The organism is Pseudoalteromonas sp. APM04 (genome assembly GCF_022809815.1).
Taxonomy (GTDB): domain Bacteria; phylum Pseudomonadota; class Gammaproteobacteria; order Enterobacterales; family Alteromonadaceae; genus Pseudoalteromonas; species Pseudoalteromonas marina.
The window spans coordinates 2061933-2075204 of sequence record NZ_CP094441.1 but is presented as its reverse complement, the minus strand read 5'-3'; the positions used below and the strand labels follow the sequence as shown (position 1 = coordinate 2075204).

Annotated in this window: 13 protein-coding genes; 4 read left to right on the top strand and 9 right to left on the bottom strand. The window is 38.9% G+C overall.

All coding sequences use genetic code 11. The features are described from left to right. Nucleotides 1-103 precede the first annotated feature (103 nt). From MTP24_RS09640 to MTP24_RS09630, 3 genes are all read right to left on the bottom strand, one after another. On the bottom strand, nt 104-709 hold the full coding sequence (locus MTP24_RS09640) for a PilZ domain-containing protein (protein WP_006794671.1): 606 nt from the start codon (nt 707-709) through the stop codon (nt 104-106). Nucleotides 710-876: 167 nt separating this feature from the next. Next, nucleotides 877-1638, bottom strand: a complete 762-nt coding sequence (locus MTP24_RS09635; protein ID WP_243530901.1) for a haloacid dehalogenase type II — start codon at nt 1636-1638, stop codon at nt 877-879. Continuing rightward, complete coding sequence (locus tag MTP24_RS09630) at nt 1638-2288, bottom strand: peroxiredoxin-like family protein (RefSeq protein ID WP_243530899.1); 651 nt, start codon at nt 2286-2288, stop codon at nt 1638-1640. The genes MTP24_RS09635 and MTP24_RS09630 overlap by 1 nt, the downstream gene beginning before the upstream one ends. Nucleotides 2289-2412: 124 nt before the next feature. Here MTP24_RS09630 and MTP24_RS09625 point away from each other — a divergent pair, with 124 nt between their 5' ends. Then, nucleotides 2413-3300: a LysR family transcriptional regulator gene (locus tag MTP24_RS09625; protein ID WP_006794668.1), complete on the top strand. Its 888-nt coding sequence runs from the start codon at nt 2413-2415 to the stop codon at nt 3298-3300. On the opposite strand, the gene MTP24_RS09620 is transcribed toward MTP24_RS09625, so the two are convergent. Then, on the bottom strand, nt 3280-3795 hold the full coding sequence (locus tag MTP24_RS09620) for a DUF2937 family protein (protein ID WP_243530896.1): 516 nt from the start codon (nt 3793-3795) through the stop codon (nt 3280-3282). The genes MTP24_RS09625 and MTP24_RS09620 overlap by 21 nt on opposite strands. A gap of 120 nt (nt 3796-3915) precedes the next feature. Between MTP24_RS09620 and MTP24_RS09615 the strand changes: the two genes are divergently transcribed. From MTP24_RS09615 to MTP24_RS09605, 3 genes are read left to right on the top strand one after another with little or no spacing between them, the layout of a single operon-like run. Beyond that, nucleotides 3916-4488, top strand: coding sequence for an RNA polymerase sigma factor (locus tag MTP24_RS09615; protein ID WP_006794666.1), 573 nt, complete (start codon nt 3916-3918; stop codon nt 4486-4488). Further along, nucleotides 4485-5561 carry a FecR domain-containing protein gene (locus MTP24_RS09610; protein WP_243530893.1) on the top strand — a complete coding sequence of 359 codons (1077 nt, stop codon included), beginning with the start codon at nt 4485-4487 and terminating at the stop codon, nt 5559-5561. The genes MTP24_RS09615 and MTP24_RS09610 overlap by 4 nt, the downstream gene beginning before the upstream one ends. 9 nt (nt 5562-5570) lie before the next feature. Further along, entirely contained in the window at nt 5571-8606 is a 3036-nt protein-coding gene (locus tag MTP24_RS09605) for a TonB-dependent receptor (protein ID WP_243530891.1), read from the top strand. 88 nt (nt 8607-8694) lie between these two features. Here MTP24_RS09605 and MTP24_RS09600 read toward each other — a convergent pair whose 3' ends face one another. From MTP24_RS09600 to MTP24_RS09580, 5 genes are all read right to left on the bottom strand, one after another. Beyond that, nucleotides 8695-9090, bottom strand: a complete 396-nt coding sequence (locus MTP24_RS09600; protein WP_058549697.1) for a biopolymer transporter ExbD — start codon at nt 9088-9090, stop codon at nt 8695-8697. A gap of 252 nt (nt 9091-9342) precedes the next feature. Next, nucleotides 9343-9786, bottom strand: coding sequence for a PA2169 family four-helix-bundle protein (locus MTP24_RS09595; protein ID WP_008126367.1), 444 nt, complete (start codon nt 9784-9786; stop codon nt 9343-9345). Between the two features lie 175 nt (nt 9787-9961). Next, nucleotides 9962-10900 carry a LysR family transcriptional regulator gene (locus MTP24_RS09590; protein ID WP_006794660.1) on the bottom strand — a complete coding sequence of 313 codons (939 nt, stop codon included), beginning with the start codon at nt 10898-10900 and terminating at the stop codon, nt 9962-9964. Between the two features lie 16 nt (nt 10901-10916). Beyond that, entirely contained in the window at nt 10917-12635 is a 1719-nt protein-coding gene (aceK, locus tag MTP24_RS09585) for a bifunctional isocitrate dehydrogenase kinase/phosphatase (protein WP_243530889.1), read from the bottom strand. A gap of 141 nt (nt 12636-12776) precedes the next feature. Further along, nucleotides 12777-13262: a DUF4124 domain-containing protein gene (locus MTP24_RS09580; protein ID WP_243530886.1), complete on the bottom strand. Its 486-nt coding sequence runs from the start codon at nt 13260-13262 to the stop codon at nt 12777-12779. Between the last annotated feature and the right edge of the window lie 10 nt (nt 13263-13272).

Sequence of the window (13272 nt, the reverse complement as noted above, 5' to 3'; positions counted from 1 at the left end):
ATTTTTATACAAATAGAGATATCGCTAGTTTAGCAGTTGTGCTACTTCCAAGTCACTTGAAAAATAGGTTTGCTTTGCCATATAAACTGTATTGTAAAACCAATTATTCAGAGCTTGAATCGTCTAATGGTTGCTCTAGTTCTTGGCGTTTTTTTAGTTGGCGCGTTTGCGCATGTAAACTTGCTCTTACTATTAATTCTTGATCAGTGTTTCTGATAGATGTAAAAAGCACTGTGTATTGGTAGTGGTCGTTATCTTGTTTTTCTATGGCAACCACCTCAGTGTAGCAGTAAACAGCCGATGCCTCATGATGCAAAAAAAGTTTTGTCCTAAAGGATTGGCCAATAGAATACACATCAGACGACGTAAACTTAATACCTCCGCCGCCATAGCTATCGCAGTGTATTGCATTTTCTTGCGCTTGTTCTGAGGCCAAAATATGGCTCATAATTAAATCTATTTTTCGCGATTGCGCCTGCAAAAATGCAGCAAGCTCTTGGGCTACATCGCCTAAGTTTCGAAGTGGACGTAACGAGCTTTGTTCAAGCTCACTTACTTCGTTAGCTAATCTAAAAAGAGGCGGGATATCATCGTCAAGTGCTAGCTGAGATTTAGGTACTTGCTCATTAGATACAGCAAACAAATTAACCCTAATGCTCTCGTTTATTTGAAAATACTCTTCAAACTCGCTTAATCTTTGACTATTCATAATTATCTCCACGACGTGTTATTTTAAATAGTAGCGTTGTGAGGGGTAAATTGCTAGCAGTTAAAAGGGCTAAATACATTGTTTACACGCGGTTTTTAGCAATAAAAAAGCGGTCAAACTCTTCCTGAGAATGGCCGCTTGGGTATTGATTTTATAATTTGCGCTCGTTATTTAAGTAGAGCGGCTAATTCATGTAAATCTTTCACAACGTGATCAGGTTTTTTCGCAAGCGGATATAACGCTTTCCCTGGGCGTGCAATAAAAGTTGTTTGTAAGCCCGCTTGTTTAGCGCCCGCTACATCCCAACCATGTGCAGCAATCATCATAGCCTCGTTCGGTGCGACGTTTAACTTTTTAAGTACCCATTCGTAGGCACGTAAATCAGGTTTATATATTTTTATATCTTCAATGCTGTAACGCGCGTCAAAATATGACAATAAACCAGCGTTTTCAAATTGAGTTTTAACGCCTTTATTTGACGAATTAGTTAAGCTTACTAACTTATAGCCCTGCGCTTTTAGTTTTGCCAGTCCGTCTTTCACATCGCTATGTGGAGGTAATGATAAAAGCGGTGTAACAATGGCCGTTTTAGCTTGCTCGTTGGTAATTTTAATATTGTTATTATTTGCCACCATAGCAAGCGAAGCCACACCAATTTGGCCAAAATCGTGATAATCACCGGTCACTGTATCTACTAACGAGTTATGTAACATGGTTGAAAACCAAAGAGGCAGTAAATCTTCTCTGCCACCCAGCGCTTTACCAATCGAGGCGCGCATACTTGTTAGGTCAAGCAGTGTCTCGTTTACATCAAAAATAAGTACTTTTGGTTTTTCTTTACTTTCTTCAGCGTTCACTGAGCTACTCAATAAGCTTGCGCCAAGGATAAGTGTAAGACTTATTAGCTTTAATGATTTTAATAAAGGCATTATTTATTTTCTCCATCAAGTGCGGTCATTACATCACTTGGTTCAGCGCGAAGTGTGTAATCTTCGTTTAAAAATGCATAAGTGATTACACCTTCTTGGTTAATCACGTAAGTGGCAGGTAGGGGAAGTTGGTATGTTTTATCGCCGTAAGTGTGTTCAAAATCAATACCAAACCCGGTGTATAATTCTTGAATACGTTTATCGAGTGTAAATAATAAGCCAAATTGCTGTGCAACCTTATTACCAATATCTGAGAGCACATCAAACTCAAGCTCATTTTTTTGGGCAGTTGTTAAGGTTTGATCTGGTAGTTGAGGAGAAATTGCCACCAATTGAGCGCTCTTAGTTTTAAACTGAGGTAAAAAATCGTTCAGTGCTTTTAACTCTAAATTACAATAAGGACACCATGCGCCACGGTAAAAACTAACAACCACAGGGCCTTTATCTAATAAATCGGCCAATTCTATATTTTTGCCTAGGTGGTTTGGCAAAATAAAGTTTTCTATTTTATCGCCAACCTGTAAGGCATTATTTCGTATGTGCTGAGCAATTAATTCTTCGTTTGTTGTATTCATTAATGCTAAAACGTCTGCGGGTAAATTAGCTTCTTTTTGAACATTAAATGCATCTATTTGTGCTTTTAAACTCATGGCTTAGTCTCATCAATTATTAAACTTGGTCAAAAGTATATGGTTTTAAATATTTAAATAAACATTGCAAAACTGAAAGCTTCATTCGAAAATATTAAACATTGAAAAGACATTGTGGGTTTTTATGTACAGTTTAAGTGACCTAGAAACGTTTATTGCCGTGGTTGAAAATAAAGGGGTGCTGGCAGCCGCTCGTGAACAGCGTTTATCACCTGCAACAGTCAGTCATCGCTTAAGTAAATTAGAGCGAGAGCTCGCTACTGTGCTTGTGTTTAGAGATAGCAGAAGAGTGCGTTTATCACCCGCGGGAGAAGTATTTTACACCCGCATAGGTGCCATAATTGAAGCATTACGTGATGCAGAGCACAGTATTGGCGCACGTAGTTCATCGGTAAGTGGGTTATTAAGAGTAACCATGCCACCTTGGGTTTTCTCTAAATATGTAATGCCTAGGCTTAATGAATTTGAGCATGCTTTTCCAGATCTAAAACTAGACTTTTTAATAACCGATCAGTTTGTAAACGTAGTTGATGATGCGCAAGATGTCGCTATTCGTGTAGGGCAATTAAATGATTCAGGTTTGCTTTCTCGTAAAATAGTCAATAACAGTCGTGTATTATGTGCTGCGCCTAGTTATATAAAAAAGCATTCAATGCCAACAACCATCTCTGAGTTAGAAAAACATTTTTGGGTCTGCCTGCCATGGCAACGCCAATTAAAGCTTTATGATGCCCAACAAAAAATTCACACGTTTAATGCACAAACGCGCTTTACCATTTCAAATTCAGACAACATGACGCAAGCTGCCATTGCGGGCCACGGCATTGCTATAAAGTCTAGGCTTGCAATAAACGATGAGCTAAAAAATGGCACATTAGTAGAGGTGATGCCTAACGTACTTGCACAAAGCGATGCCCCTGTATGGTTTTTACGGCCACAAAATAGCTTAACAACCCGAAAAACAGATGTGTTTTTTGACTTTATGAAATCGTTATTTGCACGCACTGATTAATCGCAGATAAACGCGTTTAATTAAAACCATAAACAAAAAGCCTGTAAGCTCTGCAATAAACGCAATGATTATTGCGGTGATAATTGCTGCGGTAATTGAGTCTGTTTTTAAAATTATTTGCCATTCAAAACGTTGCCATACTTGCTGTTTTATAGTGTGAAGCTCGCTACGTAGTGTAAACAGATAAGGCGAGTTTGAAAACTCATCAACAGCCCTCGCCAAAGTTTGCTGACGCTGGCTGAGAGTTTGAATATGATTGGCACCTTCTCCCACAATTTCATCGCCTAAATTTTCATAGTGCTTTATTAACTTAGCAAGGTCGTTATTAAAGTATTTTTTAGCGTCTTTTTGAAAAGGCGCTATTGCATTATTTGCCTCCACTAATTGTGCGTTCAATGCTTGGCCAAAATCACTCACAAACGCGGGTATTTGTACGCCTAAAAGTAGCCCGCAAGCAAAAAAACTCAGTCGGATATAGTCTAAAATTTTACCCATTAATTCTCCTAATAAAAAAATATGACATTTATACAACTAAAAATTTACATTTAACTAGTTTTTTATATTCAAAACTCGTAATCTTACGCTAACAATAATAACAACAGGTGTTTACTAAAGATGACCAAAAAGAATAAATTTGCGTCAACATTTGTTGATATTTCAAGCCAACTTAAACGCTTTGTTTCACGAATAGTACAGCCCGATGATGTAGACGACATTGTGCAAGAAACATTTATAAAAAGCTACGAGGCTGATTTAAAACAAGATATTCAATATACCCGTAGTTACATGTTAAAAACCGCTAAACATTTAGCATTAAACCATGTTGCTAAGTGGGACAACAAATTTAATGATTCGCTAGACGACGACAGTGAATTACCTGTGTTGCTAAAGTCAATGCAGCTCGAAGATGAATACACGTCAAAAGAACGTTTTTTACTGTTTTGTAAAGCAACAGAGCAGTTAAGCCCATCAACCCGTAAATGTTTTATACTTAAAAAAGTATATGGCATGAGCCAAAAAGAGATCGCAAGCGAGATGCAGCTTAGTCAGAGTACTGTTGAAAAACACATTGCTAAAGGGTTATTAAAAACCATGCTTTACATGCGCGAACACGATCAAAGCCAAGTGGCAAAAACTAAGCACGACAACTCTCTTCATCCGTTAACAGTAAAGAGGGTTGCAAAATGAGCAATGTTCATCAATTTACTTCAAAAGATTTAATATTAGAAACAGCTTGTAATTGGATCAGCGCCATTGACCGTGGCTTATCAAAAGATGAAAAAGAGCAGTTTACATTGTGGATGATGCAGAGCAACGCTCACCAAGATGCGCTTTACGAGCTAGCCCACTTATGGGATGAAATATCTGTTTTAAACGAGCTCAGTAATTTATTCCCTCATCGTAATAGTAAGCAACCCAAAAAAAGGTGGCTGGTTTCAACGTCTATTGCAGCCAGTTTATTTGCAGCACTTATGGTGTGTAGTTATCTATTAATCAACTTAGAAAATGGTTACAGCCAACAATTAGCAAAAGTTAATTACACTAAAATTTATAAAACTAAAGTTGGCGAGCAAGCAACTTACGCATTACCCGACGGCACTATTGTGCAGTTAAATACAAATAGTTTATTAGAAGTTGCCTACAGCAAAGGCCGCAGACAGCTATTGCTCAACAGAGGAGAAGGGCGTTTTAACGTTGCTAAAGATGCATCTCGTCCATTTAGTGTAATGGCTGGCAATAAGAGTTTTACAGCATTGGGTACAGTGTTTAATGTTCAGCGTAATACATCTTCAGATTTAGAACTGGTGGTAACCGAAGGCAAAGTAATGATCACCGATCCGAGTGTGGCGGTTGATGCCAGTGACTTTAAAGCTTACCAGTCAGCTGACAAAAACGCAGATAAAATTCGCCAAATTAATGCCAATATAGTTACATCTGGCGAAAAAGCCGTTATAGAAAAAAGCATCACCAAACCAATTACCCAGCTCTCTATTGATGATGTTGAACGTGACTTAGCATGGCAAAACGGCATGCTTGTTTTTAATGGTGAGCCGCTTAGCGATGCCTTAAACGAAGTGAGCCGGTATACTTCTACACGTTTTAAATTATCGTCTGAAGAGCTTGCGTCTATTAAAGTTGCGGGTGTTTTCAAAGCAGGTGATGTGGCTGGCTTGCTAGAAAGTTTACACACTAACTTTGCTATTAATCATGAACGCCAAGGTAAACACACAGTTACGCTTTCGCAAAATACAAAATCATAAGAAGCAGCTATGCAAATCAGACATATGTTAGATAAAGTTGCATCTTTAAATCCTGCACGTAAAAAAAAGATTAAAAAAAAGAAACAAAACCATAGAGGATTTTTGTTTGCCAGCTGTTTATATACAGTGCGCAGTAACCAATTGCATTTATTGAGTGGTTTATGTGTGTTTGCACCAGCTATGTTTAGCCTAAGCGTGCAAGCCGCAAGTCAAACTACCGGGCAAATGGTGCAATTTGATATAAAAGCGCAGCGAGCAGACAAAGCCTTAATTGAATTTGCTAAACAAACCAAGCAAACCGTGGTGTTTTCATACGAGTTAGCTAAAGAGTATGAAGCAAATTCTGTCTATGGATTCTATACCCAACTAGATGCGCTGGAGGCATTATTGGTGGGGACTGAGCTCGATGCGGTTGTTGATCAAAATGGATTACTGAGTATAAAACTCAAACAAATCAACAGGAATGATAACAACATGATGAAGCTTTCAGCAGTCAGTGCAGCAGTATTACCGGCATTACTGGCGGTAAATTCTCAAGGTGTAAATGCAGCAGAAGACGTTGCTCAAGACAAAATCGAAAAAATTGCAATTGTCGGTAGCCGTGTAGCAGGGCGTTCGGTTGAAGATTTACCCGTTCCGGTCGATATTTTAAGTGCTGAAGCACTTGAAAATACAGGACAAACTGAAGTGGGTCGTATGCTACAAGCTATTGCGCCTTCATTTAACTTTTCAAGTTCATCTATTAGCGACGGTACCGATGCATTAAGACCTGCAACATTACGTGGTTTAGGTCCCGATCAAACATTGGTGTTGATCAACGGTAAACGTCGTCATCAAGCTAGTATTATCCATATTAATACATCGGTTGGTCGTGGTACTGCCGGTACCGATATGAATGCTATACCGGCATCTGCTATTAAGCGTATTGAAGTACTTCGCGACGGTGCGGCTGCTCAATATGGGTCTGATGCAATTGCTGGTGTTATCAACATTGTATTAAAAGATGGTAGTGAAGGTGGCAAAGCAGCCATTAACTATGGTGAATACTCTGAAGGTGACGGCGAAACAGTTAACGTTGACTTCAACAAAGGGTTTGCACTGGGTGACAATGGTTATTTAAACACAACGATTAACTACCGTGACCGTGCGCCAACTAATCGTGCAGGTTTGCATGGTTCATGTCAGTTTTACGGCTGTGAAGAACTTAGCGATGGTACTTTGTTAGCCGGCGATCCGCGTGAATTAACAGCTGATCGTAACACATTTAGAATCGGTGACGCTGATTCACAACAGTTTGGCTTAACGGTAAATACTGGCTACGAGTTAGGCGATGGCGAATTATATGGTTTTATTACGTATTCAACACGTGATAACGAATCAGCCGCATTTTTCCGTCATAATGCTAATGCGGGTGGTAACCCAGTATTGCAAGATGGTGACGCAACAATCCCACTTGGTTTTTTACCGAAAATAAACACCACCATTGATGATATTTCTTACAACTTTGGTTACAAAACAGAGTTTGATAACGATTCAAGCCTTGATTTATCGTACACCTACGGTGAAAACAGCATCGACTACACAACAAGCGATACAATTAATGCGTCATACGCTAACTTTTTGCGTTACGAACAAGGTTTAAGCGCTGCTGATATTCGTACTACTATCCCGCGCGAAGCATACGCATACGGTATGGAACTATCGCTACAAACAATTAATTTAGATTTCACTAAAAACTTTGATGACTACTCACTTGCGATGGGTGCAGAGATGCGTACTGATGAGTATCGTATTTTAGCCGGTAATGAGTATGCATATCGTGACTACGATACAAATAATGGCGTAAGTATTTACAGCGGTTTAAGCGGCGGTGTTGGCAGCGAAAATGCTTCTGGTGGCACGCAAGGCTTTGGTGGTTCGTCACCTGCATCTTCAGTAGATGAGTCACGCGATGTAATTTCGTTTTACTTAGACGCTGAAGCATATGTTATTGAAGACGTTATTTTATCTGGCGCACTTCGTTACGATAACTACAAAGGCTTTGGTGATACGGTTAACTTTAAGTTAGCAGGTAATTGGTCAATTACAGACGATATTTCATTACGTGGCGCATTAAGCTCAGGCTTTAGAGCACCATCCATGCAACAGCTTTACTTTAACAACATTAGTACACAGTTTGTTGTAGGGCCAAATGGTACATTGGTAGCCGAAGAAGTGGGCACGTTTAGAAACGATTCAACACTGGCGCAAAGTTTAGGTATTCCAAAACTTAAAGAAGAAAAGTCTCAAAACCGTAGTTTAGGTATTGTTTATAACGTAACAGACAGCATTAACGTAACAGTAGATTACTACTCAATCGATATTGATGACCGAATTGTTATTAGTAACCGTTTAGGTAAAGGGCTATCTACTAGTTTAGACGCAGCGCTTGTTAGCTCTGGTGCAGGTGCCGGTCAGTTTTTCTTAAACGGCGCAGACACTGAAACCAGCGGTATAGATTTTGTTGCAACATATAACACTGAAGGATTTGGCGGCACACTTGATTTTACCCTTGCTGCAAACTTTACAGAAACTGAAGTTGTTTCGTTATTCACACCTTCTGGCTCAGGTCTTGAAACTGTGCCGGTAGAAAGTGTGTTTTCAGATCAAGAAATTTCGATTATTGAAGAGTGGCAACCAGAAGATCGTATTAACCTAAGTGCGCTTTACCAAAACGAAGATTGGACCGTTAATCTGTCGCTTAATCGCTTTGGTGAATACACAGTTGAAGACGGTGGCCGTCAAACATACGGTGCCGAAATACTAACAGACGTAAAAGTTAATTACTTCATTAACGAAAACCTATCTGTGAATGTGGGCGCTAATAACTTGTTTGATGTATACCCAGACAAAAATGAAATTGGCAACTCCCGAACAGGCACAATTGTAGATGCTAACGGTAATACTGTTGTAAGTAGTAATGGTGTGTTTGAATACTCTCGTCGTTCAGCACCTTTTGGCTTTAACGGTGCATACTACTATGTAGGTGCAGAGTACCGCTTTTAATAAATAACTCTCCCTTTCGTTATTTAACTCAAAGGGCCGCAAGGCCCTTTTTTTGGTTTTATATTTAACACCGATTAGCTAACAGGCTTTAATCCGAAACCAAGCTAATAGCGTAGTTGTCGTACTCTTTAATGCTGTTCATCACAGTCATCAGTGTGTTGTGCTCGCTGTTTTCATCTGCTTTTATAAGCACAGAGCTTATTTTATATTTAGCTGCAAACATGGCTAAGTTGTTCGACACGTGCTCCAAGTTAATTAACCTCCCTGAAAAGTAAACGCCGTTATTTGCATCAATACTGAAAACTGCATTTTTACTTTGTTTTTCAATACTTGGTTTGTCTAATGGTCGATTTAATTCAATGGCGACGGGTTTAACAAATGAAGTAGTAACGATAAAAAATATGAGCAGTATGAACACAATATCAAGCATTGGGGTCATGTCTACGTCGGCGTTATTTTGCAGTTTAGCTGTTTTATTTTTCATATTGGACCTTACTATTTTAATTAAAGCTGCGGCGCCACAGCGAGGTTTTTAGGATCCTATTAACAAAACTAGCACAGCTGAAAAATAATACAGTTAAATAAATATTCTAATAACATTAAATATTTGTATAAATTATGTTCTTACATGTTACTCAAACAGGTTAAATGATTTTAAAGCAATAAAAAACCCAGCCTATCGCTGGGTTTGTATGGGTAATAATTTACTGAATAGCTAAAATACAATTCAGGTTATTTAGCTTTTTTGCATACGGCTCATTTCAGCATGACAGCTTTGCATTGTAAGAAGTGTTGCAGCAAGCGCGGCTTCACAATCTGCAGGTTGTGGCTTATCCATCGCTTCTTTAATTTCTGCAAGTGTTTTGTCTTCAACTTCTTCAAGCTCGCTTACATAGGTGCTGTCGTTGTTTGAGCCAAATGTAGTAAGAAGTGCGGTGTATGCTCTGCGCGCTTCTACAGCAAATGAAGAGCCTTCCTCTCGCTCACCTTGCTCGTTAATAGCATAGGGTTGCAGGCGTTCAACGCTGACTCTGCGTGCGTCAATCATGCGCTGGAATAATGCTCCAATGGCAGGGTCTTTTATATTTTCTTGTGCTTTTTGGTAAAAATCGATACCGCTGTTCATTACTTGAATGATGTCTGAAATATGATTAGCGTCTGTTCCTTGAAGGGTGTTCATAATGACCTCTTTAATGTTATGAATGAAACTTATCATAACTAAAGCAAGGGCCATTCCATTTTAAAAAGGTAATTTAAGTTGCTGATATTTATATGTATATTTTGCTTATTAAAAATGGCTAGGCGAAAATACAATATTACGCCTAGCAAATCTTACAAATAACCGTGTAATAAGTTTATTTTAGCTCATCAGCCACTTCAGCTACTTTTTGGCGAAGCCAAATATGGCTTGCATCCCTGTGTAGCAGTGGGCTCCAGATCATATCTAACTCAAAAGGAGGAATAGGAAATGGTGGCTCTAAAATTTTAAGGCCGGCATCGTCTAAATAAATATTAGCGGCTTTTGATGGCAAAGTGGCCACTAAATTTTGCTCTTTTGCCAAGTGAATGGCTACATGGTAATTACGTGTAAATGTGGCAATATTTCGGTGTTTCCCAAAGTGGGCAAGAGCTTCATCAACCCAACCTAGCTTTTGCACATCTTTAGGGTCCATACCAACGCCCACACCAAACCCCGTTTTACTCACCCATATATGGCGCGCTTTAAGATAGCTATCAAGGCTGAAGTTTTCAATAATTGGGTTGTCTGCTTTTACAAGGCAGCAAAAGCTGTCTTTCCATATGCGTTTGTGGTGAAACGATTGTGGAAGATTTTCAAAGCGGTTGATTGCCATATCTACTTTACCATTTTCAACATCATGAAAGGTCACGTCACTTGGCGTAAGTATATCTAAAGTTGTATCTGGGGCTTCTTCGTGCAGTTTGCTCAGTAGTTTTGGTGCAAGTGTGCTTGCTGCATAGTCACTGGCCATTATCCTAAATACACGTTTACTTTGGCTGGCTTCAAACTCTCTATTTGGTGCGAGTGTTTCTTCAAGTGTCATAAGTATGCCACGAATGACTGGCTGTAACTCTATGGCACGCTCTGTTGGTACCATACCATCGCTGGTACGAACTAAAATAGGATCATTAAAAAGGTTTCGAAGGCGCTTTAGGCCGTTACTCATGGCCGGTTGAGTAATGCTAAGTTGATTTGCTGCGCGTGTAACGTTGCACTCTCGAAGTAGTGTATCGAGGTATACAAGTAAATTTAAATCTATTTTGCTTATATTCATGTGTGTGTCCTTGCGTTTACCAGTGATGGATAAAACGCTGTGCTGTCGGGTACGGGTAAATATGATTTATTAGGCCATTTTTTATATTTTGTTGGGCCTGCTTCCAAAAGTTAACATCAATCAGTTCAGGGTGTGTGCTTATTAAAAACTGTTTGTATGTTGGATTGGGTGTTACAAATGTGCAAAGTTGCTCCGGAAAAACGTCTTGCGGGGCAACAGAGTAAGTTTGCTCATCCATTAAGTAATCATCGTAACTTTTCGCTTTAGGTAAAGCTCTAAAGTTCATGTCTGTTAAATATTGTACTTCGTCGTAATCATAAAAAATAATGCGTTTATGTTTACTTACGCCAAAGTTTTTCAATAGCATATCACCAGGAAAAATATTAACCGCTATCATTTCTTTTAAGGCTTGGCCGTATTCCTCTATTGCATCTGCAGCGCTTTCGTCGTCAGCATTTTCTAAAAATAAGTTCAGTGGCGTCATACGGCGCTCAATATACAAATGTTTTATGATCAGCCAATCACCTTCAATGACCATCGACGAGCCAATTGTTTTGTGCAGCTGCTCAAGTAAATTACTATCAAAGCGCGCCAAAGGAAATACGACGTTTGAATATTCTATTGTATCGGCCATTCTGCCAACTCGGTCATGGCTTTTTACGAGTTGATACCTTTTCAAAACTGTATCGCGGCCAAATGGTTTACTCTCACCAAATTTGTCTTTAATGACTTTAAATACATAACCAAAAGAAGGCAGGGTAAACACCATCATCACCATACCTGGAGTACCTGGTGCAATGGTAAATTCGTCATTCGAATGCGTTAAATGATTTAAAAATTCACGATAAAACTCGGTTTTTCCCTGCTTATGAAAGCCTATGGCGTTATAGAGTTCTGCCATAGTTTTATTGGGCATAAGTTCATTTAAAAAGCGTGCCAGCGCAGAAGGTGCATGGGTTTCAACCATAAAGTAAGCGCGGGCAAAACCAAAAATAACACGCATCTGTGATGACTTAGTGAGTAGGGCATCTAAATATAAGCCTTTATCTTCGTGATGAAGAACAGCAATTATAAACGGCTGAACACCACTTTCAGATACAACTCGTCCCACTATGTAAGCTGCTTTATTGCGATAAAACGCGGTATGTAAAATATCAAAGCGCATTTTCCAGGGTTGATGATGAGTGTCGGGGGCTTGCTTATAAAATGCTTTTACTAGCAGACGAATATCGCGTTCTAAATCAACAAAAGGTGCTTTAAAGTCAAAGTGGTTAATAATGCGTTTAATTGTGGGTTTAAGGCCATCAACAACCGGAAAGTAACTTCGGTATTCTGATTCAACAGGAACCGATGGCGCATCTTTTAGGGTGGCTTGTACAAATATAAAATCGTTATGAAAATAGCGTCTATGGTAAAGCCTGCAAAACACCGAATTATAAAATGTTTCAGCAAGTTCAGCCTGAGGGTGAAAGCACAAGAATTCTTGGTATAGCTTTTTAACTTCAAGCCAAAGGGTTTCGTCAAGTTCGTGCGAAGGATGGTCTTGTTTTAAGGTATGTATTGTTTCGTTAACACGCTCATCGTAATAACTAATACGTAAACGGCTAATATCATTAATTGCTTGCCAGTCTTGTTTGGCAAATGCAAGGGGCGCTTGAGCGGTTATTTTTTGAAAAAGCTGATAGTGCTTTTTAAAGCCAGTTAAAATTAATTCAGCAATACTACGTGGCTGCATTAGCACTCCTTAATTGACACTAGAGTTTATACTCTATTTTGTTAAGGGTATGTTATTTTAAGTTTAAAACCAAGCTAAATTAATTAGGGCTAAATTAATCGATAAACTAAAAGTGCAAATTGTAAGTTAAGTAATATGTTTCTAATTACTTTTTTTGTAACGTTCGATTTTTTTCTCAAGCTTTTTAATGCGTTTGGTGACTGTAGATACTTCTTTTTTATATTCTTTATTTATTAGCTTCAGTTTTTTGGTAATGTCTTTTGCAATTCGCTTTTTATCCTCGTCAGCCAGAATATGATTTAGGCGTTCCTTTTGCTTGTATTCATTACGTTGTTTGTTTCTGTCGAGAATAGCAAGCTTATGGTTGTTACTGCGTAGCTCTGCCTCTAAGCCTTTTAAAAGCTGTTCTCGTTCAAGTGCATTTAATTGTTTTGAATAATCAACATCAGGCCCTGACTCTGTGACATTAGCGGTAGTCACTTTATAAGCTGTCGCTTGGTTATCGCAAGGGAACTGAGAAAAGGTTGTGCCTTTTTCGGTCACGCATTTGTAGTAGGTAGTTGCGTTGCTGTGTGTACTCAATAAAAGAGTACCAAGCACAATAAAAAGGTAAGTAGGTTTAGTCATAATAGCCATC

What these genes read in the sequence shown, in the direction of transcription:
- MTP24_RS09640 (WP_006794671.1), bottom strand. Translation starts at nt 709, where the DNA reads ATGAATAGTCAAAGATTAAGCGAGTTTGAAGAGTATTTTCAAATAAAC.
- MTP24_RS09635 (WP_243530901.1), bottom strand. Translation starts at nt 1,638, where the DNA reads ATGCCTTTATTAAAATCATTAAAGCTAATAAGTCTTACACTTATCCTT.
- MTP24_RS09630 (WP_243530899.1), bottom strand. Translation starts at nt 2,288, where the DNA reads ATGAGTTTAAAAGCACAAATAGATGCATTTAATGTTCAAAAAGAAGCT.
- MTP24_RS09625 (WP_006794668.1), top strand. Translation starts at nt 2,413, where the DNA reads ATGTACAGTTTAAGTGACCTAGAAACGTTTATTGCCGTGGTTGAAAAT.
- MTP24_RS09620 (WP_243530896.1), bottom strand. Translation starts at nt 3,795, where the DNA reads ATGGGTAAAATTTTAGACTATATCCGACTGAGTTTTTTTGCTTGCGGG.
- MTP24_RS09615 (WP_006794666.1), top strand. Translation starts at nt 3,916, where the DNA reads ATGACCAAAAAGAATAAATTTGCGTCAACATTTGTTGATATTTCAAGC.
- MTP24_RS09610 (WP_243530893.1), top strand. Translation starts at nt 4,485, where the DNA reads ATGAGCAATGTTCATCAATTTACTTCAAAAGATTTAATATTAGAAACA.
- MTP24_RS09605 (WP_243530891.1), top strand. Translation starts at nt 5,571, where the DNA reads ATGCAAATCAGACATATGTTAGATAAAGTTGCATCTTTAAATCCTGCA.
- MTP24_RS09600 (WP_058549697.1), bottom strand. Translation starts at nt 9,090, where the DNA reads ATGAAAAATAAAACAGCTAAACTGCAAAATAACGCCGACGTAGACATG.
- MTP24_RS09595 (WP_008126367.1), bottom strand. Translation starts at nt 9,786, where the DNA reads ATGAACACCCTTCAAGGAACAGACGCTAATCATATTTCAGACATCATT.
- MTP24_RS09590 (WP_006794660.1), bottom strand. Translation starts at nt 10,900, where the DNA reads ATGAATATAAGCAAAATAGATTTAAATTTACTTGTATACCTCGATACA.
- aceK (WP_243530889.1), bottom strand. Translation starts at nt 12,635, where the DNA reads ATGCAGCCACGTAGTATTGCTGAATTAATTTTAACTGGCTTTAAAAAG.
- MTP24_RS09580 (WP_243530886.1), bottom strand. Translation starts at nt 13,262, where the DNA reads ATGACTAAACCTACTTACCTTTTTATTGTGCTTGGTACTCTTTTATTG.